The 20,460-nt window shown below is 66.0% G+C and carries 18 protein-coding genes; 6 read left to right on the top strand and 12 right to left on the bottom strand.

All coding sequences use genetic code 11. The features are described from left to right. Positions 1 to 217 precede the first annotated feature (217 nt). The 8 genes from DCM80_RS12825 to ubiE all read right to left on the bottom strand — a co-directional run bounded on the left by DCM80_RS12825 (position 218) and on the right by ubiE (position 10,174). Positions 218 to 940, bottom strand: a complete 723-nt coding sequence (locus DCM80_RS12825) for a nucleotidyltransferase family protein (protein ID WP_257197296.1) — start codon at positions 938 to 940, stop codon at positions 218 to 220. 118 nt (positions 941 to 1,058) lie between these two features. Continuing rightward, positions 1,059 to 1,376, bottom strand: coding sequence for a PilZ domain-containing protein (locus DCM80_RS12820; protein ID WP_257179018.1), 318 nt, complete (start codon positions 1,374 to 1,376; stop codon positions 1,059 to 1,061). Between the two features lie 87 nt (positions 1,377 to 1,463). Then, positions 1,464 to 2,996, bottom strand: coding sequence for a tRNA (adenosine(37)-N6)-threonylcarbamoyltransferase complex ATPase subunit type 1 TsaE (gene tsaE, locus DCM80_RS12815; protein ID WP_257197295.1), 1,533 nt, complete (start codon positions 2,994 to 2,996; stop codon positions 1,464 to 1,466). After that, positions 2,993 to 5,497: a PAS domain-containing sensor histidine kinase gene (locus tag DCM80_RS12810; RefSeq protein ID WP_257197294.1), complete on the bottom strand. Its 2,505-nt coding sequence runs from the start codon at positions 5,495 to 5,497 to the stop codon at positions 2,993 to 2,995. Before DCM80_RS12810 ends, tsaE begins: the two co-directional genes overlap by 4 nt. 381 nt (positions 5,498 to 5,878) lie before the next feature. Next, a complete protein-coding gene (dut, locus tag DCM80_RS12805; RefSeq protein ID WP_257197293.1) occupies positions 5,879 to 6,337 on the bottom strand; it encodes a dUTP diphosphatase in 459 nt (152 codons plus the stop codon). Beyond that, the gene (coaBC, locus tag DCM80_RS12800) at positions 6,334 to 7,785 is read right to left on the bottom strand and encodes a bifunctional phosphopantothenoylcysteine decarboxylase/phosphopantothenate--cysteine ligase CoaBC (protein WP_257197292.1); all 1,452 of its coding nucleotides are present in this window, start codon (positions 7,783 to 7,785) and stop codon (positions 6,334 to 6,336) included. The genes dut and coaBC overlap by 4 nt, the downstream gene beginning before the upstream one ends. 56 nt (positions 7,786 to 7,841) lie before the next feature. Beyond that, positions 7,842 to 9,416 carry a 2-polyprenylphenol 6-hydroxylase gene (gene ubiB, locus DCM80_RS12795; RefSeq protein ID WP_257197291.1) on the bottom strand — a complete coding sequence of 525 codons (1,575 nt, stop codon included), beginning with the start codon at positions 9,414 to 9,416 and terminating at the stop codon, positions 7,842 to 7,844. Then, positions 9,413 to 10,174 carry a bifunctional demethylmenaquinone methyltransferase/2-methoxy-6-polyprenyl-1,4-benzoquinol methylase UbiE gene (gene ubiE / locus DCM80_RS12790; RefSeq protein ID WP_257197290.1) on the bottom strand — a complete coding sequence of 254 codons (762 nt, stop codon included), beginning with the start codon at positions 10,172 to 10,174 and terminating at the stop codon, positions 9,413 to 9,415. Before ubiE ends, ubiB begins: the two co-directional genes overlap by 4 nt. Before the next feature lie 81 nt (positions 10,175 to 10,255). Here ubiE and mutM point away from each other — a divergent pair, with 81 nt between their 5' ends. Beyond that, complete coding sequence (mutM, locus tag DCM80_RS12785) at positions 10,256 to 11,155, top strand: bifunctional DNA-formamidopyrimidine glycosylase/DNA-(apurinic or apyrimidinic site) lyase (RefSeq protein WP_257197289.1); 900 nt, start codon at positions 10,256 to 10,258, stop codon at positions 11,153 to 11,155. Between the two features lie 131 nt (positions 11,156 to 11,286). Here mutM and DCM80_RS12780 read toward each other — a convergent pair whose 3' ends face one another. Next, a complete protein-coding gene (locus DCM80_RS12780) occupies positions 11,287 to 12,030 on the bottom strand; it encodes a ParA family protein (RefSeq protein ID WP_257197288.1) in 744 nt (247 codons plus the stop codon). A 273-nt stretch (positions 12,031 to 12,303) separates the two neighbouring features. Beyond that, the gene (locus tag DCM80_RS12775; protein ID WP_257197286.1) at positions 12,304 to 13,659 is read right to left on the bottom strand and encodes a serine protease; all 1,356 of its coding nucleotides are present in this window, start codon (positions 13,657 to 13,659) and stop codon (positions 12,304 to 12,306) included. 262 nt (positions 13,660 to 13,921) lie between these two features. Here DCM80_RS12775 and DCM80_RS12770 point away from each other — a divergent pair, with 262 nt between their 5' ends. Next, the gene (locus DCM80_RS12770; RefSeq protein WP_257197285.1) at positions 13,922 to 14,725 is read left to right on the top strand and encodes a molybdopterin-synthase adenylyltransferase MoeB; all 804 of its coding nucleotides are present in this window, start codon (positions 13,922 to 13,924) and stop codon (positions 14,723 to 14,725) included. A 6-nt stretch (positions 14,726 to 14,731) separates the two neighbouring features. Here the strand turns inward: DCM80_RS12770 and DCM80_RS12765 are convergent, their stop codons facing one another. Then, positions 14,732 to 15,733, bottom strand: coding sequence for a D-glycerate dehydrogenase (locus tag DCM80_RS12765; RefSeq protein WP_257197283.1), 1,002 nt, complete (start codon positions 15,731 to 15,733; stop codon positions 14,732 to 14,734). Positions 15,734 to 16,057: 324 nt separating this feature from the next. Here DCM80_RS12765 and DCM80_RS12760 point away from each other — a divergent pair, with 324 nt between their 5' ends. After that, on the top strand, positions 16,058 to 16,585 hold the full coding sequence (locus DCM80_RS12760; RefSeq protein WP_257197282.1) for an SH3 domain-containing protein: 528 nt from the start codon (positions 16,058 to 16,060) through the stop codon (positions 16,583 to 16,585). Between the two features lie 138 nt (positions 16,586 to 16,723). Here DCM80_RS12760 and irrA read toward each other — a convergent pair whose 3' ends face one another. Beyond that, positions 16,724 to 17,215 carry an iron response transcriptional regulator IrrA gene (gene irrA / locus DCM80_RS12755; RefSeq protein ID WP_257179005.1) on the bottom strand — a complete coding sequence of 164 codons (492 nt, stop codon included), beginning with the start codon at positions 17,213 to 17,215 and terminating at the stop codon, positions 16,724 to 16,726. A 364-nt stretch (positions 17,216 to 17,579) separates the two neighbouring features. Here irrA and fabA point away from each other — a divergent pair, with 364 nt between their 5' ends. The 3 genes from fabA to fabI all read left to right on the top strand — a co-directional run bounded on the left by fabA (position 17,580) and on the right by fabI (position 20,314). Beyond that, positions 17,580 to 18,101 carry a 3-hydroxyacyl-[acyl-carrier-protein] dehydratase FabA gene (gene fabA / locus DCM80_RS12750; protein WP_257179004.1) on the top strand — a complete coding sequence of 174 codons (522 nt, stop codon included), beginning with the start codon at positions 17,580 to 17,582 and terminating at the stop codon, positions 18,099 to 18,101. Positions 18,102 to 18,152: 51 nt separating this feature from the next. Further along, the gene (gene fabB, locus DCM80_RS12745; RefSeq protein WP_028133633.1) at positions 18,153 to 19,376 is read left to right on the top strand and encodes a beta-ketoacyl-ACP synthase I; all 1,224 of its coding nucleotides are present in this window, start codon (positions 18,153 to 18,155) and stop codon (positions 19,374 to 19,376) included. A gap of 137 nt (positions 19,377 to 19,513) precedes the next feature. Next, a complete protein-coding gene (gene fabI / locus DCM80_RS12740) occupies positions 19,514 to 20,314 on the top strand; it encodes an enoyl-ACP reductase FabI (protein WP_257197281.1) in 801 nt (266 codons plus the stop codon). Positions 20,315 to 20,460: the final 146 nt, after the last annotated feature.

Below are 20,460 nucleotides of genomic sequence, written 5' to 3'. Positions count from 1 at the left end.
GTACTCCAAGCGATGGAATTTGACCCGAGAGGCCGCGGCGTACTGGATGCCCCGCCTTCGCGGGGCATGACAGTCTCGTAGGTTGAGCAAAGCGACTTGTCCGCCGTAGCTCAAAGAGCGAAGGCGGAAGCGTGCCCACGTTTTTTGACGATCGAGAGAGATGGTGGGCACGGCGCAAGGGCGCCTTTGCCCGCCCTACGGCACCATTTGTGTGGCTCTAGGCCACGCTCTCCAGAAACGCCTCTTCCGCGGCATGCACGGCATCGGGGGTGCCGACATGCATCCAGACGCCGTCGAGGCGGAGGCCGAACAACCGCTCCTGCTCGTTGGCGCGGTCGAACATCCTGGTCAGTGAGAACTCGCCCTTCGGCGCGCCTTCGAAGATCGATGGCGACAGGATCGCCGCGCCGGCATAGACGAACGGAACGACCTCTTTTTCCTTGCGCTTGCGCAAGGCGCCATCGGCCAGCATGCCGTAATCGCCGCGGCCGCTATAGCCGATGCTGGTCGCGGTCGGCGCCATCAGCAGCAGGATGTCCATGCGCGCGGGGTCGAAATTTTCAGCGAGCCGCGTCAGGTTCGAGCGCACGCCATCGATCCAGAGCGTGTCGGAATTGACGTGGAAGAAAGGGGCGTCGCCCAGCAGCGGCAGCGCCTTGACCACGCCGCCGCCGGTGCCGAGCACCTGGTCGCGCTCGTCCGAGATGGTCACGCGCGGATGCTGGCGCGATGCGACGTGATCGATGATCTGGTCCGGCAGATAATGCACGTTGACCACGGCCTCGGTCACGCCGGCCTGGCCGAGCTTGTCGAGCACGTGGTCGAGCAGCGGCTGGCCGGCCACCGGCACCATCGGCTTCGGCATCTTGTCCGTCAACGGACGCATGCGCAGGCCGAATCCCGCGGCGAGCACCATGGCTTTGGTCGGTTTGACGGACATCCTTCGCTTTCTCAGAGCTTTCGCGTTCGCAGCAATCCTAACACGAGGTTCGATCGGCCGCACCGCATCTCGACCGCCTTAGCCACCGGCCGTGACGGTTGTACGACGGGTGTTGCCGTCATGCCCCGACGGCTGTGGAACGGACCTTTTTCTTCTTCTCACCCACCTTGAGGAAATTGACGCCGATCTGGTCGCCATTGAGCCAGGCAAGCTCGCAGCGCCGGTAGGCCAGGCCGGTCGACGACAGCAGCAGAAAGAACTCTTTCAGATGCAGGCCCTCGACCGAGCCGTCGATGGTCAGCTTGGCGCCGCTGTCGGAGACGTCCTCCATGGTGCATTCGCGCCGCCAGGTCCCGTCGATCCCCATCATCTGGGCTGGAATCCCGCGCTCGAAAATCACCCGGCTATTTCCGCGCTGATCCGCTTTCGCCGCCATCTGCCTTGCTCCAGCCCGTAGTTTCCCGGCTCCCTCGGCGCCAGAATAGCGACATCTTGGCTAACGGCCGGTAAATCGGGCCACGAATTAGACCTGTGGCGGACTTTGGGGCGGCGGGACGTTGGCGAGATACCAGTCGCGCAAGGCGCCCAGCGCGGGATGGGCCAGCGAGCGCTGGAGATAGGTCCAGATCCGCGGCTGGTGGCGCAAATAATGCGGCTTGCCGTCGCGGCGGTTGAGGCGGGCGAAGGTGCCGAGCAGGCGCGTGTTGCGCTGCGCCGACATGATCGCGTAGAGCTCGGCGAAGCCGGCCGCATCAAAACCGGCATCGGCTGCGCGGCGCGCCTTGATGTAACGCGACAGCAGCGTCAGCTCGATGTTTTCGGGGACGTCGATGCGGGCGTCCTGGAGCAGCGACACCACGTCGTAGGATTGCGGCCCGAGCACGGCGTCCTGGAAATCGATCACGCCGACGCGCGCGATGCCGGTGCGATTGCCGAGCCAGATCAGATTGGGCGAATGATAATCGCGGATGATCCAGGTCCGCGGTGCCGCCAGCGGCTTCTTCAAGAGCTCGCGCCACATCGCGAAGAACTCCGCGCGCGCCGCCTCGCTCAGCGCTGCGTTGCGGTCGGGCAGATACCATTCCGGCATCAACCCGATCTCGATCAGCATCGCCTCGATGTCGAACACGGGAATGGCATAGGTCTGCCCGTCGAGCGGCAGCGTCTCCGGCAGCGTCTTGCCGTGCAGCGCCGCCAGCACGTCGGCCGCGGCCTCGTAGCGCTCGACGATCGGGCGCGGCGGATCGCCTTCGATCACGCCTTCGCTGCCGAAATCCTCCGAGATCAGGAAGCCATGGTCGAGGTCGAAATGGTGGATCGCGGGCGCCGAGAGTCCCTGCGCACGCAGGCCTTCGTCGACGGCGACGAAGGGCGTGACGTTCTCGGCGAGATGCACGGCGGCGCTGTAGGATTTTCCGTTGTAGAGCGCAGCGCCATCGGGGCGCTGCGGGGAGTTCATGAGGATGACGCTCTCGTCGTCGCGTAGCAGCCGCGCGTAGGAGCGGGTCGAGGCATCGCCGGCCATGCGCCTGCGCGTCGCATCCATGTAGCCGGACGTGTCGAGGAATTCGCGCAACGCCTTCAGCCGCGCGACGACGGCCGCACCCTTGCCGGAGCCGGTGATGTCGGCGGCGCGTGCGTTCGATCCCAGCGCAGGCCGGTGCGTCAGCGCGATGTCGATGCGGTCCTGCGGCATCGCCGATGGCGCGCGCTCCGGCCATTCGATCAGGACCAGCGTGGCATCGGGCAGCGGCGACAGCCCGATCTCCTCCAGCTCGCTCTCGTCCTCGACCCGGTAGAGATCGGCATGCAGCACCGGGAAGGGCGGCAGCTCGTAGCCTTGCACCAGCGTGAAGGTCGGGCTCGGCACCTCCAGCTCTTCGTCGCCGGCGAGGTAGCGGATCAGGCTGCGCGCCGCCGCAGTCTTGCCGGCGCCGAGATCGCCGGTGAGCGTGATGACGTCGCCGGGGCCGACCAGCAGCGCGAGGTCGGCCATCAACTGCGCGGTGGCCGTCTCGTTGTGGAGCGCGACGGAGAGCTTGGTGGGTTCTGTCATTCGGCGGCGTCGCGATGCGCCGCCTGGTCGGTCGGGAAATCGCAGATCACGACCGTGCCGCGGCCGACGATCGAATCCACCCGCACCTTGCCGCCATGCAGCTCGACGAAGGAGCGCACCAGCGACAGGCCGAGCCCGGCACCGCGATGACGCGAGCCCTGCGAGCGGCTTTCGAACCAGTTGAACACCTTGTCCTTCATGTCGGCAGGTATTCCAGGGCCGGAATCTGTCACGGTGAAGACCACGCTGCGCTCGGTGCGCCGCGCGCTGATGCCGACGGTGGAATCCTGTGGAGAAAACCCGACCGCGTTGGCGAGGAGGTTATAGAGCACCTGCACCACGCGCTTCTCGTCGCCGACGAAGCTGCCGACATCGGGCGCGATCTCGACCTTGAGGCGGATGCGGTCGGTGGCGAGCCGGTCCTGGATGCCCTCGGCAGCGAGCTCGATGGCCTTGCTGACGTCGACTTGCCCGAGTTCCAGCTTCATCGCGCCGGCGTCGATGGTGGCGAGATCGAGGATGTTGTTGGTGAGCGCGAGCAGCGCATTGGTCGATTTGGTGACGTAGTCGAGATATTCGGCCTGCTTCGGCGTCAGCGGCCCGGTCGAGGGATCGCTGAGGAAATGCGCGAAGCCGATGATGGTGGTGAGCGGCGCGCGCAGCTCGTAGGAGACGTGGTGGACGAAATCCACCTTCATCTGGTCGGCGGCCTCCAGCGCCTCGTTGCGCTCGCGTAGCGCGCGCTCGACGTTCTCGGTGTCGGTGATGTCCTGGAACGTCAGCATGGTGGCGCCGTCGGGCAGCGGCCGGATCATGCCATCGAGCACGCTGCCGTCCTTGCGCTCCAGCTTGAGCGGGACGTCGGCGCGGTTTTCGATCGAGGTGATGGCCTCGCGAATCTGGCGCCAGACCGCGGGGTCGTCGAACAGCTGATGGCACCAGGCTTCCACGGTCTGGACATGCGGCTCGTCGCGCATGGCATCGCTCGACAGCTTCCACATCCGGACGAAAGCCGGGTTGAACAGCTGCGCCTTGCCGTTGCTGCCGAACACCGCGACGCCCTCGGCGAGGCTGTCCAGCGTTTCGCGCTGGACGCGGATCAGGCCGTCGAAGCGGCGGGCGAGGTCGAGGCTCTCTGTGACGTCGTCGAACAGATAGGTGACGCCGCCTTCCGGGTTCGGCGTGGTGACGACCGAGAGCGCGCGGCCGTCGGGGAGATACCAGGTCTCCTTCGCGGTCTCGACCGCGCGATAGGCTTCGTGCAGCTTGGCCTTCCAGGCCCGGAAGTCCGGCTGCTCCGGCAGCTTGCGCGCGGCACGAAGCTGGTCGAGCACGCTGGAATCGTCAGGGTTGGCGTCGAGGAAGCTGCGGTCGAGGTCCCACAGCCGGCGATAGGAATCGTTGTAGAAGGCAAGGCGGCGCTGGCCGTCGAACACGGCAACGCCGGAGGAGAGCTGGTCGAGCGTGCGCCGATGCGCCTCCGCCATCCGCACCAGCGCCGCGCTGAGCCCATCCGCCTCGCTGGCATCGATGGCGACGCCGACGCTGCCGCTGCCGACGTTGACGGCGCGCACGTCGTAAATGCGGCGCTCGCCGCCGATCACGATCGGCAGCCGCGCGTTGAAATTGGTCGCCTCCTTCAGGCCCCGCTCCATCGCGCTGCGGTCGGCACTGTCGAGCAGCTCGAGCTTGCGCTCCTGTGCATCAGTGACGCTGTTCGCCTCGGTCGCACGGACATAGGCCGGATTGGCGTAGGTCAGCGCGCCGTTCTCGCCCTTGGCCCAGATCGGCCAGGGTGCGGCGGCGGCAAAGCCGCGCAGCATCTCGGTCTCGTCGGAAAGCGCGTTGTAGCGCAGATTGGTCTCGGCGAGCTCACGCCGCAGCCCCGAGAGCTCGCGGATCCGGACGATGGCCTGGCCGCCGATGGCGCGGCCGATCGCTTCCAGCGTATGGCCGTGCGCGGTGCTCAGCGTCAGCTGGAACCCGTCGCCGCGGTCACGCAGGGCCTCGACGGCGTGGTCCATCTGCAGCGCGGGTTCCGGCGGCAGCCAGGTTCCGAATGCAAGCACGCGTTGCGGCGAGGAATCGCGCGGCAGCACCATGGAGATGTCGCCGGAGATCTGGGCACGATGGTCGCCGGCCGGCCAGGAGATCAGAATCTGCGGCTCGGCGAACAGCAGCGCGCCGAAGCGGTCGGCCTGGAGCTGAAGTTCCCCGATCCGGGCGCGCAGCCGCGCCTCATTCTTCGCCGTGCGCACCCGCGTACGCATCAGCAGGATCGCGGCCATCACCGAGAAGCCGAGCAGCGCCAGCGCGGTGGCGAGCACCGCGAGTTCCTGCCGGTTGAAATCCAGCATGATGGAGAGGGTCTCGATGAGGTCGGCGGCCTCAGCCGGCGCAGCCGGCAGCAGCGCTGCGAGAGCGCCTCCCAACAGGCCGTTGCGCGCAAGCGATGTGCACGACAGCAGCGTCCGACGCATCGACCCGATCACGCCTGACATAGTTGCCCCAAGACCGCGGAGTTCAAGACCGCACGAATTTGCGCGCGGCGACCCCCGTCGCGCGCGAATCAAAAGACAATACCCCCACCGTGACTCCGCCGGTAAGAGTCCAGATCGTGAACGTAAAAGCGGTCCCGAAAAAATGCCGGCTGTGCTGTTCCAGCGCACGTCAGTCTTCGGGATGATTCGGCTGAGATCGCCGCGCCTTAGCGAGTGATGCGAATAGCCCCCACGATGGCGGTGCGCTCCCTCCCCCGCTTGCGGGGGAGGGCTGGGGAGAGGGTATCTCCGCAATGGGATTGTCCCCCAGAGGAGAAAACCCTCACCCGCCGCGCTCTACGAGCGCGACGGCCTCTCCCGCAAGCGGGAGAGGCAAGAAAGCTAGCGGCCGGTCGAGCCGAAGCCGCCGGCGCCGCGATCGGTGGCCGACAAGGTGGCGACCGGAACCAGCGCGGCCTGCACCACGGGCGCGATCACCAGCTGGGCGATGCGCTCGCCGCGCTTGATCACGAACGGTGCCGCGCCGTGATTGATCAGGATCACCTTGATCTCGCCGCGATAATCCGCGTCGATCGTGCCCGGCGAGTTCAGCACGGTGACGCCGTGCTTGGCGGCCAGTCCCGAGCGCGGCCGCACCTGCGCCTCGTGCCCGGGCGGCAAGGCGATCGCAAGCCCGGTCGGCACCAGCGCGTATTGGCCCGGTGCGAGCGTCAGCGGCGCGCCGTCCGCCACCGCCGCCATCAAATCGAGCCCGGCGGCTTCCGCGGTCTGATAGGCCGGCAGCGGCAGGCCTTCGGCATGGGCCAGCTGCTGCAGTTCGACGGTGACCTCAGTGCTCAAGATGCCGGCTCCCGGGATTTGTCGGTCACGCTTTTCGCGATATGCGCGACCAGCTCGATGGCGACCTGTTCCTTGGTCATCACCGGCCAGGAATCAACCGCAATCTCGCCGTCCTTCGCACCGTTCTTGCGGCTGAGCAGGTGGACCGTGTTGCGATCGCCGCCCATGACGCCGGTCGTGGGGGAGACGTCGTTAGCGACGATCCAGTCGCAGCCCTTGCGCGCGAATTTGGCTTTGGCGTTGTCGATGAGGTGCTCGGTCTCGGCGGCAAAGCCGATCACCAGTGGCGGGCGCTTGTCGGTCAGCTTGGAGATCGTGGCGAGGATGTCGGGGTTCTCGACCAGTTGCAGCGGCGGCATGCCGGCGGAAGTCTTCTTCAGCTTCTGCTCGCCCTCGTTGGCGACACGCCAATCGGCGACAGCGGCGGCGAAGATCGCGATGTCGGCGGGCAACGCGGCCTGCACCTGCTCCAGCATCTGCCGCGCCGATTCGACATGCTTCACCGTGACGCCTGCGGGATCGTCGAGATCGACCGGGCCGCTCACCAGGATCACCTCGGCGCCGGCCGCCTGCGCGGCCGCGGCAATGGCAAAGCCCTGTTTTCCCGAGGAGCGGTTGGCGATGTAGCGCACCGGATCGATCGGCTCGTGCGTGGGGCCTGCGGTGATCAGTACGCGCTTGCCGGCGAGCGGCTTTGGCACCGGCGGACGCAGCAGCCGTTCGGCGGCATTGGCGATCTCGATCGCCTCGGACATCCGGCCGATGCCGGCCTCGCCCGCCTCCGCCATCTCGCCGGAATTGGGCCCACACAGCACCACGCCGTCGCGCTGAAGCTGCGTGACATTGCGGCGCGTGGCCGCATTGCTCCACATCAGCGGATTCATCGCCGGTGCCAGCAGCACCTTGCGGCTGGTCGCGAGCAGGATGGCGCTGGCGAGATCGTCGGCATGGCCATTGGCCATCTTCGCCATCAGGTCGGCGGTGGCCGGTGCCACCACGATCAGGTCGCAGTCGCGCGCGAGGCGAATGTGCCCGGCGTCGAACTCGCTCTGCGGGTCGAACAGATCGGTATAGACGCGCTCATGCGACAGCGCGCTCACCGCCAGCGGCGTGACGAACTGGTGCGCCGCCTTGGTCAGCACGCAGCGCACCTCGATGCGGCGCTCCTTCAGCCGGCGGATCAGGTCCAGTGATTTATAGGCGGCGATGCCGCCGCCGATGATCAGGGTGACGCTGGCTTCGGGAACGGCGCCGGTGCGCTGCGGCGTCGGGGCGGCGGATGCGGCCGGCGGCGCCGAAAACGGCGTCAGCGGCTCCTCGCGGCCCTCGATCAGCTCCCGCAGGATGACCCGGACCTCCTCCTCGACCGATCTGCGGTTCTTGGCCGAGCGCAGCCGCAAATAGGTTTTGACGGTGTCGTCGAGCTTGCGGATGGTCAGGCTTGCCACGGCGCCCTCCAGCACGAAATGATAGCGATGCTATCATTCAAGTGATTGCAATGCAATCACAGATTCCGGACGGCGATCAGGATTCCAATGAAGGTCGCGGCGATGATCCAGAGCGCCACGGTGCGCCAACGGTTCTTGCGGCCCTCGCTACGGCCCATCGCGGCGATGCTCTCCGGCGACAGCCTGATGCCGTCCCGCGTCATGGCTTCGAGCTGCTCGAGCACCTTCACCGACCGCTCGGCGATCTCAGGCAGGCGCATCAGCACGCGCGCCAGGTCTCCGGTCCCGGCAAGCGCACCCTGCACCCGACCGACGGGTCCGAGATTGCGCTCGATCCATTCGCGCACGACGGGATCGGCGACCTTCCAGATGTCGAGCTTGGGATCGAAGCCGCGCGCCACGCCTTCAACCACGACCATGGTCTTCTGGAGCAGGATCAGCTCGGGCCGCGTTCTCATGTCGAACAGGCCGGTGACCTCGAGCAGCAGCGCCAGCAGCCGCGCCATCGAGATCTCTTCCGCCGTGCGGTTGTGGATCGGCTCGCCGATGGCACGGATGGCCTGCGCGAAATTCTCGACCGAGTGATGCGCGGGCACGTAGCCCGCCTCGAAGTGCACCTCGGCGACGCGGCGATAATCGCGGGTGATGAAGCCGAGCAGGATTTCGGCGAGGAAGCGCCGCTCCTTCATGCCGAGCCGGCCCATGATGCCGAAATCGACCGCGACCAGACGGCCGGCGTCATCGAGGAACAGATTGCCCGGATGCATGTCGGCGTGGAAGAAGCCGTCGCGCAGCGCATGGCGCAGGAAGCTCTGGATCACCTTGCGGCCGAGATCGGGCAGGTCGACGCGCGCCTCTTCCAGCCGCTTGTGATCGTTCAGCGCGATGCCGTCGATCCACTCCATCGTCAACACGTTGTGCGTGGTGCGGTCCCAGTCGACGGTCGGCACGCGGAAGTCGGGATCGTCGCGCGTGTTCTCCGCCATCTCCGACAGCGCGGCCGCCTCCAGCCGCAGGTCCATCTCCATGGCGACCGAGCGCGACATGGTGTTGATGACCTCGATGAGGCGCAGCCGCCGCGCTTCCGCCGAGTAGGTCTCGGCCTTGTGTGCGACGAAGAAGAAGTCGGAGAGATCGCGGCGGAAGCGCGCGGCGACGTTCGGCCGAAGCACCTTGACGGCGACCGACTTGCGGATCCCGTCTTGCAGGACTTCGCCGCGATGCACCTGCGCGATCGAGGCCGCCGCAACCGGCGGGCCGAATGTCACGAAGATGTCCTTCAGCGGCCGCTCCAGCGACGTCGCGATGGCGGCCTCGGCTTCGTCCTGCGGAAACGGCGGCAGGCGATCCTGCAGGCTTTCGAGGTCGCGGGCCATCATGACGCCGACGACGTCGGGGCGCGTGGCCAGGAATTGCCCGAGCTTGAGATAGGCCGGGCCCATCCGCGTCAGCGCACGCGAGATTCGCGGGCCGTGCTTGGCGCCGCGGCGCTCGACGAGGCGGGCCAGCTTCAGCGCGAGCTGTCCCGGCGGCGGCACCAGGCTCGGATCGACCGAACCGAACACGCCCTCGCGCGCGAACACGAACGCGGCGCGGATCAGGCGCGAAATGTGGGTGAAGGCAGAGATCACAAACGCCAGCCCGAATGCAGTGCGACGATGCCGCCGGAGAGTGTCTGCCAGCCGACGCGGGCAAAGCCGGCGTCGCGGATCATGTCGGCGAAGGCGGCAGGCTTGGGAAACTTGCGGATCGATTCGACGAGATATTGGTAGGATTCGGCATCGCCCGTGACCATGCGGCCGAGCGGCGGGATGACCTTGAACGAGAACAGGTCATAAAGACGATCGAGACCGGGCATCTCGACGGTGGAGAATTCCAGGCAGAGGAAGCGGCTGCCGGGCTTGAGCACGCGATAGGCCTCACGCAGCGCCAGGTCGATCCGCGGCACGTTGCGAATGCCGAAAGCGATCGTATAGGCGTCGAAGCTGCGATCGGCGAAGCCAAGCGCCTCGGCATTGCCCTCGACGAAATCCACCCGGGTGTCGAGATTCCGCTTGACGGCGCGCTCGCGGCCGACGGCGAGCATGTCCGCGTTGATGTCGCAGACGGTGGCATGGAAGCCGGGGCCGGCCGCCTTGGCGGCGCGGAACGCGATGTCTCCGGTGCCGCCGGCGACGTCGAGCAGCGCGAACGGCCGGTCGCTTCTCGGCGGGTCGAGCGCGGTGATCATGATGTCCTTCCAGACCCGGTGCAGGCCGCCGGACATCAGGTCGTTCATCAGATCATAGCGCGACGCCACGCTGTGAAACACGTCGTTCACCAGCGTCTGCTTGTCCCCGAGCGGGACATCCTTGAAGCCAAAATGCGTGGTTTCGCCCGGCCGATCCATTACTCTACTCCACTGGGCGGACCATAGCGCGCCCGCCGCAATGGCGCTATCACACCGCCCTCATAAGGTGAATGCCTGACCATGCCTGAATTGCCCGAAGTCGAGACCGTCCGCCGCGGCCTTCAGCCCGTCATGGAGGGCGCGAAGATCCTCAAGGCGGAGGCTCGCCGGCCGGACCTGCGCTTTCCGTTCCAGCCGGATTTCGTGGCCCGGCTGCAGGGGCAGGTCGTCACGGGGCTCGGCCGCCGGGCAAAATATCTCATGGCGGACCTTGCCTCGGGCGATGTGCTCCTGATGCATCTGGGCATGTCGGGCTCGTTCCGTGTCATCAAGCCGGACAACGACGCCGTGCCTGGCGAATTTCACTATCCGCGGGGCAAGGACTCCGCGCACGACCATGTGCTGTTTCGGATGTCCTCCGGCGCCGACATCGTGTTCAACGATCCGCGCCGCTTCGGCTACATGAAAGTGATCGCGCGCAATGCACTCGAAGACGAGCCGTTGCTGCGTGGGCTCGGTCCCGAGCCGCTCGGCAACGAATTCGACGCCGCGATTCTGGCGCGCGCCTGCGCCGGCAAGACCACCAGCCTGAAGGCGGCATTGCTCGACCAGCGCGTGGTGGCCGGGCTCGGCAACATCTATGTTTGCGAGGCACTGCATCGTTCGCATCTGTCGCCGCGCCGGATCGCCGCGACGCTCGCGACCAAGGGCCGCAAGGGCGTCGGCGGAGGCGAGCCGACCGATCATGCGAAGCGACTGGTCGGCGCGATCCACACCGTGCTGAACGACGCCATCAAGGCCGGCGGCTCGTCACTGCGCGATCATCGCCAGACCTCCGGCGAGCTCGGCTATTTCCAGCATTCGTTCAGGGTTTACGACCGCGAGGGCGAGACATGCACGACGCCGGGCTGCGGCGGCACCATCAAGCGCTTCACCCAGAACGGCCGGTCGACCTTCTGGTGTCCGAAATGTCAGAAGTGATGATCGGGCACGAAGACGTCTTCCCAAAAACGCGAAGCGAAGCAATCCGGCCGGGCTGGTGACCGGATTGCTTCGTCGCTGGGGCCCTTCCGGATGGTGAAGGGCCGCCTGTCATCCGAGCGATGCCCCGCTCAGGACGCCAGTGTCGTGGTCTCGTCCGCCGCAAGATCGACGGCGACATGCAGCATGTCGTCCGCGGCCGACATCACCTGGTCGATCAAAACATTGGTCGTGGCTTCGAGCTCGAGCCGGGCCGCGATCCAGCGCCACAGGCCGCGGATCTCGTCCGCCGACTTGCCGCTCGGCGCGAACTCGCTCACGGAAAGGCCGCTGGCGAGCGCGTCCTGGTGATCATTGCGCATCGCGATCAGCGGGCGCGCGAGCACCTCAGCCAGATCGAGCGAAGCTTCCTCGGCGAGCGCGCCCGCGGCGTTGTCGATGCGCTGGCCGCGGATCGGCGTCTGGTTGAGCACGAAGCCAAAGGGCCGCTTCCAGGCACGCGCGACGCTGAGCGTCGAGGCCGTCGCCTCGATGTCGGCGACGCTCGGGCGGGCCGGGATCAGGCAGAGATTGGAATGGCGGATCGCAGCGGTGGTGGCGGCGCTAAGGCCGGCGGCGGTGTCGACGATCGCGAGCTGCAGGCCGCTGTCAGCCAGCATCTTCAGGCGCGGCGCGATGTCGGCGGCATGGTAGATCGGCTCGACGACGAGATCATCGGCGCTGCGGCGGCGTTGCCAGTTGGACAGGGTGCCCTGCGGGTCGGTCTCGATCAGGCGGACGGTGAAGCCGGCCTGCTTGGCTGCGAGCGCGAGGCCGATGGCAAGCGTGCTCTTGCCGCTGCCACCCTTTTGGGTGGCCAGTACGATCGTGTGCATGTGAGATCAATCCTTTGGAGTGCTTGGGTCAGGAATACGCCACGCGAACGTGCATCGATCTCGATGCTGAGCTCTTCTCGCTCAGGACGTGCCGGCCCGATCCAAAGGGGGATCGCGGAGGTCCGAATCAGCAGTAACGATGATGGCGAAATAGGGAATGCCAGCGAATCCGTACCATTACTGGACCAGTAATCGTACGTAAGCTGGTCCTCGCTACCGTGCCCCGGACAAGGCGCAGCGCGACAGCGTTGCGCCGCGTCCGGGACACGGGACTTACTTCCGCACGCAGATCACGCGCACGACCGCGGCTTTGGCGTCCGTCGACGTGCCATTCGTGGCGACGCCGTGCGCCTTGAGGAATCCGCGCACCGTCTCCGCGGAGACCATCATCGCCTGTGATGCCGGCACCGACGTCGCCGGCCCCGCAACCGTCGCGGGCTTCAGCAACGCGATCCCTGCGAACTTGCCGTCGGCATCGATCGCCGCAGCACCGGAGAACCCGACCGCCGGCGGTGGCGACAGCGCGGAATTGCTGCTCGACACCGGTGCCAGCGCAGTCTTGAGGCTCGACACGCCGCCCGCGCCGCCCTGACTCTGCGGATCGGCGATGCCGACGACATCGACATTCGTCTTCGCTGCCGCGCCGGCGAGGCTCAGCGGTTTCAGGCCGCGTGCGCCGTAGAGGCGCAGCAGCGCGAGATCGTGCTCCTTGTCCTCGGCGAGCCGGTCGGCATTGCCGTGGCCAGCGATGGTGATTGCAAGGCAGCCATCGGTGACGAGGCGATCGGTGACGATCGCACCGTCGTCGCTGATGACGATGCCGGTGCCGTATTCGACGGTCTTGCGGGGTGGCGGCCTGGCCTGCGGCCCTGATGGGAATGCATTGAACGCACTCGACATCGCGATCACAACCGGCTCTACCGTGTTCTCCGTGGCCTGGTCGTAGAGGATCGTCATGGTGCGGACCTCGTCACCCTTGAAGGTGCCGCGGACGTAAAACTTCTTCAGGCCCTGCAAGCCCGACAGCACGAAGAAGTCGGGCTTCACCACGGTGTAATCGACCTTGCGCCCGGACGGCTCCTTCTCGAGATCGGCGAGCTTTGCCGCGGTCGGGTTCGCCTCCTTGCGGCGGCTGAGAACCACCTGCACGGTGCCGGTCGGCGAGGTCCATTTCGAGCCGTTGGCGTCGCTCGCCTGCTGCGGCACCAGCTTGGAGGGGATGCCGAGCCGGGCGCCGCTGGTCGGCTCCGTCACGATCTTCCAGCCGACGCTGTCCTGCTTCTTTCGTGCCGTCTCGGCGAGCGCCGCGCGCTCCTGCGGATTGAGCACGCCGGTCGGCTTGCCGCCCTTGGCCTTCTGGTATTCCTTGATGGCGTTGACCATGCGCTCACTGACGTCGCCGGTGATGGCGCCGTTGTACTGGCCGACCCAGGCGAGGTCAGATTGCAGCGCCAGCCGCTCGGCTTTCGCCATGGCATCCGCCGTCGCCGACGGCGTCTGCATCGCCGGAGGCTGGATCGGCACGGTCTGGACCGTCTTCGGCTTGGTGCCGGGGATCTGCGGCGCCGTCATCTGGGCGTTCGCAGCCGTGGCCGCAAACATCAAGGTTGCCGCAAGCATCGATCTCATGACAAATCCAGCCAGCCCATTGAACGCCAATACATTGAAAAGCATGCCATTGAAGCACATCTCGTTGGTCGCGAACACTATTGGGCTGGTTCAGGTGCCGTAGAGGCAGCGAACTCAGACCTTCATCCTGAGGAGCGGCCGAAGGCCGCGTCTCGAAGGATGGCCGCGGGCGAGATCCCGGCCTGCATGGTTCGAGACGCGCGTTCCGCGCTCCTCACCATGAGGGGAGAGAGCGATGGCTCGGGAGGAGAGACGAAAGACGATGCTGGGCCCGGACGAACTCGAACGCTACGCCCGCCATATCGTGCTGCGCGATGTCGGCGGACCGGGCCAGGCCGCGCTGAAGCGGTCCTCCGTGCTGGTGATCGGCGCCGGCGGCCTCGGCGCGCCGGCCCTGATGTATCTGGCCGCTGCCGGCGTGGGCACGCTCGGCGTGGTCGACGACGACGTGGTGTCGCTGTCGAACCTGCAGCGCCAGGTGATCCACACCACGCCCGATATCGGCCGGCACAAGGTCGAGAGCGCCGCCGAGCGGATCGCAGCGCTCAATCCCCATGTCCGCTTCGTCGGCCACGCCACCTGGCTCAATGCCGACAATGCGCTCGGTCTGATCGGCGCCTACGATCTCGTGCTCGACGGCTCCGACAATTTCGCCACGCGCTATCTGGTCTCGGACGCCTGCTTCTTTGCCAAGCGGCCGCTGATCACGGCGGCGCTCGGCACCTTCGACGGCTCGCTCACCACCATCCGCGCGCATGAGCGGAACGGGCAGGGCGAATTCAACCCGACCTATCGCTGCCTGTTTCCGGAGGCGCCGCCGCCCGGCACCGTTCCGGCCTGCGCCGAAGCCGGCGTCATGGGCGCGCTGGCGGGTGTGCTCGGCTCGATGATGGCGCTGGAGGCGATCCGCGAGATCGTCGGCTTCGGCGAGGGCCTGGTCGGCCGCCTCCTGATGATCGATGCGCGCGCGATGCGCTTCGAGACGCTGCGCTACGGCCGCGATCCCGCCAATCCGCTCAACGGCGACGGGCCTGTCGTCGCCGACCTCAGCGCCCACCGCAGCTGATCGATCTCACAGCATGCTCGGCAGCACGCGGTCCGGCGGCTTGTGGGCGTCGAGGAAGGTGCGGATGTTGATGATCACCTTCTCGCCCATCTCGACGCGGCCTTCGATCGTGGCCGAGCCCATATGCGGCAGCAGCGTCACCTTGCCGGCCCTGGCGAGCCGCACCAGCTTGGGGTTGACCGCGGGCTCGTGCTCGTAGACGTCGAGGCCGGCGCCGGCGATCTCGCCGCCTTCGATCAACTTGATCAGCGTGTCCTCGTCGGTGACCTCGCCGCGCGCGGTGTTGACGATATAGGCGTCTTTGCGGATCAGCTTCAGCCGCCGTGCCGAGAGCAGATGATAGGTCGCCGGCGTATGCGGGCAGTTCACCGAGATGATGTCCATCCGCGCCAGCATCTGGTCGAGGCTTTCCCAATAGGTCGCGCCAAGCTCCTCGGCGATGACGGGCGCGACGGGACGGCGGTTGTGATAGTGGATCTGCAGGCCGAAGGCGCGGGCGCGGCGCGCCACCGCCTGGCCGATGCGGCCCATGCCGATGATGCCGAGGCGTTTTCCCCCGATGCGGTGGCCGAGCATCCAGGTCGGCGACCAGCCCGCCCAGGGCTTGCCTTCGGTCAGGATCGAGGCGCCCTCGATCATCCGCCGGGGCACGGCGAGGATCAGCGCCATGGTCATGTCGGCGGTGTCCTCGGTCAGGACCTTCGGCGTGTTGGTGACAGTGATGCCGCGGGCGTGCGCGGCCGCGACGTCGATATTGTCGACGCCGTTGCCGAAATTGGCGATCAGCCGCAGCTTGCAGTCGGGCTGGTTGACGATGTCGGCGCTGACATGATCGGTGACCGTGGGAACCAGGACGTCGGCGGTGCGCGCGGCTTCGGCAAGCTGCTCGGTGGACATCGGTGTGTCCTCGAGATTGATCCGCGCGTCGAACAATTCGCGCATCCGCGTCTCGATCGAATCCGGCAGCTTGCGCGTCACCACGACGAGGGGCTTCTTCTTCACCGACATGTCCTGCTCTCATGAGACGTCGCCGGCCGCCTCTGTCGCCAAAGGCAGGCCGTTGAGGTCTCATTAACCCGGTTGTTCGACACTGCCCTTGCCGTGTCCGTCCCCGGCGTTTCCTTCAAGCTCTCCCGAGATTTCCGGCCGGAAAATCGGGGCAAACTGGTTGTTCAAGTGCCCGTCCTCTCTAGCAGAAGGCCGGGCCAAGACAAGAACCACGGGCCAGGCCTGGGGAACACCCGCGTGGGGTGGGTCGGGATCGACGCGGCAGGATTTGGAATTTCGGGGTGAGGGTCCGACAAGGCCGGGTCCTCGACAGGAGACGGGTTGATGGCGTTGGGGCGTTTTTGTTCGGTGATGGCGCTTGTCTGCACCTGGTGGAGCGCCTCGGTCGGTCCCTCGCATTCGGCCAAGGATACCCCGCAGACCTCCAGCGGCCTGCCGGTGCCGCGTTACGTCAGCCTCAAGTCGGATCACGTCAATGTTCGCGCCGGCCCGACCAAGGACAATGACGTGGCCTGGGTCTATACCCGCGCCGGCCTGCCGGTCGAAATTACCGCCGAGTTCGAGAATTGGCGCCGGGTGCGCGATTCCGAGGGCGCCGAAGGCTGGGTCTACCACTCGCTGCTCTCGGGCCGCCGCACCGCGGTGGTCACCATGAAGCACAAGGACGAACTCGCCCCGATCTACGATCGGGCCGATCCCGACAGTGCGGTTGCAGCAAGGCTCCAGGCGGGCGTCGTCACGCAGGTGAAGAAGTGCGCTGCAAACTGGTGCCGCGTCACCGGCAACGGCTTCGACGGCTGGATCCAGCAAGAGCGCCTCTGGGGCGTCTATTCGGACGAGCAGTTGAACTGACGCCACAGAGCGAAGTGTTGCTCCAACGTCATGCCCGGGCTTGTCCCGGGCATCCACGCCCTTTCACGCCTGGTCCAAAAACGTGGATGGCCGGGACGAGCCCGGCCATGACGATCTCGGTTCGGTGTTAGGACGAGTTCAGCGCTTCTTGCGCAGGCGCACGACCATGTCGATGCGGGCGATTTCGTAACCCTCCGGCACCTCCGGCATCTTGGACAGCGCCAGATGCGGATCCTCGATGTCGACCAGCTCATGGCTGTTCTCGAGGTAATAATGGTGGTGGGTGGTGACGTTGGTGTCGAAATAGGTCTTGGTGCCGTCGACACTAACCTGGCGGAGCAGGCCGGCATCGGTGAGCTGGTTCAGCGTGTTGTAGACGGTCGCCAACGACACCGGAACCTTGGCCAGCGTCGCTTCCTCGTAAAGCATTTCGGCCGTCAGATGGCGTGCACCCTTGCCGAACAGCAGCCAGCCCAGCGCCATGCGCTGGCGTGTCGGACGGAGCCCGGCGGACTGGAGCATTTCATTGACGTCGTGCCAGGGGCAGCCGGTCAAGGCCGGCTGGCGGCCGGACAAGAGGGCCGCGGCGTGGACGTCGTCGTCGTGATGGGACGAGGTGTTCTCGGTCATTTCCAGATTTCAGGCACGCGTGAACAATATCTCTCTGCAATATAAGAAGAGAAAGATGCAGATGCAAGTTTCTCGCAACTAGAGAGGTTCTAATCAGGCTTGAAGGTCCGGTCAGTCTTGGAACCGGGGCCGGTATCGCGTCATTTTACCTTCATGGATGCACTTTGCCACCCGATGGGCCTGTGTTAGAGAGCGCGCGGTTCCGCTTAGCCGATTTTGGCGCAGCCGGGCATGGGGGCTCGGCCGGCAATCCATCCGGGGCATGCGGGAGCCGCGCCTGACGGTGGCAATTGGCGTTGCTCTCCGACCGACGGGGCCCATTTCGCCAAAACGCCGCTATCGGAATTCAAACAGAGGCTCGTGCATGCTGAACAGGCGCAACGGTTACGAATACGAAGATCTGCTGGCCTGTGCCCGCGGCGAGATGTTCGGCCCGGGCAATGCCCAGCTGCCGTTGCCGCCGATGCTGATGTTCGACCGCATCACCGAGATCAACGACAACGGCGGCGAGTTCGGCAAGGGTCTGGTGCGCGCCGAATTGGACGTGAAGCCCGATCTCTGGTTCTTCGGCTGCCATTTCAAGAACGATCCGGTGATGCCCGGCTGCCTCGGCCTCGACGCGCTCTGGCAAATGGTCGGCTTCTATCTGGGCTGGATCGGGGGCGAAGGCCGCGGTCGCGCGCTCGGCCTGAACGAACTCAAGTTCAGCGGCCAGGTGCTGCCGGAGGCGCGCAAGGTCGTGTACCAGGTCGACATCAAGCGCGTGATGCGCGCAAAGCTGGTGCTCGGTATCGCCGACGGGTGGCTTTCGGTCGATGATCAGATTATTTATCGCGCCAAGGACCTGAAGGTCGGCCTGTTCAAGCAGGGCACGAGCCTGGGCTAACGCGCATCACCACGAAGAGAACGAGAAGACAACGAGCAGGGCGAGGCTGTCATGAGGCGGGTTGTGGTCACCGGGATGGGCATCGTCTCGTCGATCGGAAACAACACCCAGGAAGTGCTTGCGAGCCTTCACGAGGCGAAGTCGGGCATTTCTCGGGCTGAGAAATATGCCGAGCTCGGCTTCCGTTCGCAGGTGCAGGGCGCACCGACGCTCGATCCTGCGACGGTGGTCGACCGCCGCGCCATGCGTTTCCTCGGTCAGGGCGCGGCGTGGAATCACATCGCGATGGAGCAGGCGATCCAGGATTCCGGACTGTCGCCGGACGAGGTCTCCAACATCCGCACGGGCATCATCATGGGCTCCGGCGGCCCGTCCGCCCGTACCATCGTCGAGGCCGCCGACATCACCCGCACCAAGGGACCGAAGCGCGTCGGACCGTTTGCAGTGCCGAAGGCGATGTCGTCCACGGCGTCCGCGACGCTTGCGACCTGGTTCAAGATCAAGGGCGTGAACTACTCGATCTCCTCCGCCTGCGCGACCTCGAATCATTGCGTCGGCAATGCCTATGAGACGATCCAGATCGGCAAGCAGGACGTCATCTTCGCAGGCGGCTGCGAGGAGCTGGATTGGTCGCTGTCGGTGCTGTTCGACGCCATGGGCGCGATGTCCTCGAAGTATAACGACACGCCCGCCACGGCCTCGCGCCCTTACGACGTCAACCGCGACGGCTTCGTCATCGCCGGCGGTGCCGGCGTGCTGGTGCTGGAAGAGCTCGAGCATGCCAAGGCGCGCGGCGCCCGCATCTACGGCGAGATCGTCGGCTACGGTGCGACCTCGGACGGTTACGACATGGTCGCGCCGTCGGGCGAAGGCGCCGAGCGCTGCATGCGCATGGCGATGTCGACGGTGAAGACCAAGGTCGACTACATCAATCCGCATGCGACCTCGACACCGGCCGGCGATCCTCCGGAGATCGACGCGCTTCGCCGGGTGTTCGGCAGCGGCGAGAAGTGCCCGCCGATCTCGGCGACCAAGGCGCTGACCGGCCACTCGCTGGGCGCCACCGGCGTGCAGGAGGCGATCTACTCGCTGCTGATGATGAACAACGGCTTCATCTGCGAGAGCGCCCACATCCAGGAGCTCGATCCCGTGTTTGCCGACATGCCGATCGTGCGCAAGCGCATCGACAACGTCAAGATCGGCACCGTGCTGTCGAACTCCTTCGGCTTCGGCGGCACTAACGCCACGCTGGTGTTCAGCCGGATGGATGTGTGACGCCAGCACGTTGTCATGCCCCGCGAAGGCGGGGCATCCAGTACGCCGCGCCTTCGCGGTTAAAAACAGCTATCTCGGAATACTGGATCGCCCGCCTTCGCGGGCGATGACGTCGGAATGATAGGAGCCGCCGGGCAATGGAAGGTCTGATGAAAGGCAAGCGCGGTCTGATCATGGGCATCGCCAATGATCATTCGATCGCCTGGGGCATGGCGAAGACGCTGCATGCCCACGGCGCCGAGCTCGCCTTCACCTTCCAGGGCGACGCCCTGGGCAAGCGCGTCAAGCCGCTGGCGGAGCAGCTCGGTGTCGATCTGGTGCTGCCTTGCGACGTCGAGGACATCGCCAGCGTCGACGCCACCTTCGCCGCGCTGCGCGAAAAGTGGGGCAAGCTCGATTTCGTCATTCACGCGATCGGCTTCGCCGACAAGAACGAGTTGAAGGGCCGCTATGCCGACACCAGCCGCGAGAACTTTTCGCGCACGATGGTGATCTCCTGCTTCTCGTTCACGGAGGTCGCAAAGCGCGCCGCCGAGCTGATGACCGACGGCGGCAGCATGATCACGCTGACCTTCGGCGCCTCGGAGCGCGCGATGCCGAACTACAACGTGATGGGCGTCGCCAAGGCGGCGCTGGAAGCCTCCGTGCGCTATCTCGCCTCGGATTTCGGACCGCGCGGTATCCGCGTCAACGCGATCTCCGCAGGTCCGATCCGCACGCTCGCGGGCTCCGGCATCGGCGAGGCGCGCGCGATGTTCGCCTTCATGCAGAAGCATTCGCCGCTCCGCCGCGGCGTCACGCTCGACGAGCTCGGCGGCTCGGCGCTCTACCTGCTGTCGGATCTGTCCGGCGGCGTCACCGGCGAGATCCACTATGTCGATTCCGGCTACAACATCGTGCTGATGCCGCGGCCCGACGATCTGAAGGCTCCGGAGTAGGATGCTTTCGTAGGGTGGGCAAAGCGAAGCGTGCCCACCATTTGAAAGACGTGGGCACGGCGCTAACGCTCCTTTGCCCACCCTACCGAATCCTACTCCTCCCGCCCCACGATCATGGGGCTGACTCGATCACCAAATTATGCATG

The organism is Bradyrhizobium sp. WBOS08 (assembly GCF_024585125.1).
Taxonomy (GTDB): domain Bacteria; phylum Pseudomonadota; class Alphaproteobacteria; order Rhizobiales; family Xanthobacteraceae; genus Bradyrhizobium; species Bradyrhizobium japonicum_B.
The sequence above is the reverse complement of the archived record's forward strand: the minus strand, read 5'-3'. Positions and strand labels throughout refer to the sequence as shown.

What these genes read in the sequence shown, in the direction of transcription:
- DCM80_RS12825 (WP_257197296.1), bottom strand. Translation starts at nt 940, where the DNA reads ATGTCCGTCAAACCGACCAAAGCCATGGTGCTCGCCGCGGGATTCGGC.
- DCM80_RS12820 (WP_257179018.1), bottom strand. Translation starts at nt 1,376, where the DNA reads ATGGCGGCGAAAGCGGATCAGCGCGGAAATAGCCGGGTGATTTTCGAG.
- tsaE (WP_257197295.1), bottom strand. Translation starts at nt 2,996, where the DNA reads ATGACAGAACCCACCAAGCTCTCCGTCGCGCTCCACAACGAGACGGCC.
- DCM80_RS12810 (WP_257197294.1), bottom strand. Translation starts at nt 5,497, where the DNA reads ATGTCAGGCGTGATCGGGTCGATGCGTCGGACGCTGCTGTCGTGCACA.
- ubiE (WP_257197290.1), bottom strand. Translation starts at nt 10,174, where the DNA reads ATGGATCGGCCGGGCGAAACCACGCATTTTGGCTTCAAGGATGTCCCG.
- mutM (WP_257197289.1), top strand. Translation starts at nt 10,256, where the DNA reads ATGCCTGAATTGCCCGAAGTCGAGACCGTCCGCCGCGGCCTTCAGCCC.
- DCM80_RS12780 (WP_257197288.1), bottom strand. Translation starts at nt 12,030, where the DNA reads ATGCACACGATCGTACTGGCCACCCAAAAGGGTGGCAGCGGCAAGAGC.
- DCM80_RS12775 (WP_257197286.1), bottom strand. Translation starts at nt 13,659, where the DNA reads ATGAGATCGATGCTTGCGGCAACCTTGATGTTTGCGGCCACGGCTGCG.
- DCM80_RS12770 (WP_257197285.1), top strand. Translation starts at nt 13,922, where the DNA reads ATGCTGGGCCCGGACGAACTCGAACGCTACGCCCGCCATATCGTGCTG.
- DCM80_RS12765 (WP_257197283.1), bottom strand. Translation starts at nt 15,733, where the DNA reads ATGTCGGTGAAGAAGAAGCCCCTCGTCGTGGTGACGCGCAAGCTGCCG.
- DCM80_RS12760 (WP_257197282.1), top strand. Translation starts at nt 16,058, where the DNA reads ATGGCGTTGGGGCGTTTTTGTTCGGTGATGGCGCTTGTCTGCACCTGG.
- irrA (WP_257179005.1), bottom strand. Translation starts at nt 17,215, where the DNA reads ATGACCGAGAACACCTCGTCCCATCACGACGACGACGTCCACGCCGCG.
- fabA (WP_257179004.1), top strand. Translation starts at nt 17,580, where the DNA reads ATGCTGAACAGGCGCAACGGTTACGAATACGAAGATCTGCTGGCCTGT.
- fabB (WP_028133633.1), top strand. Translation starts at nt 18,153, where the DNA reads ATGAGGCGGGTTGTGGTCACCGGGATGGGCATCGTCTCGTCGATCGGA.
- fabI (WP_257197281.1), top strand. Translation starts at nt 19,514, where the DNA reads ATGGAAGGTCTGATGAAAGGCAAGCGCGGTCTGATCATGGGCATCGCC.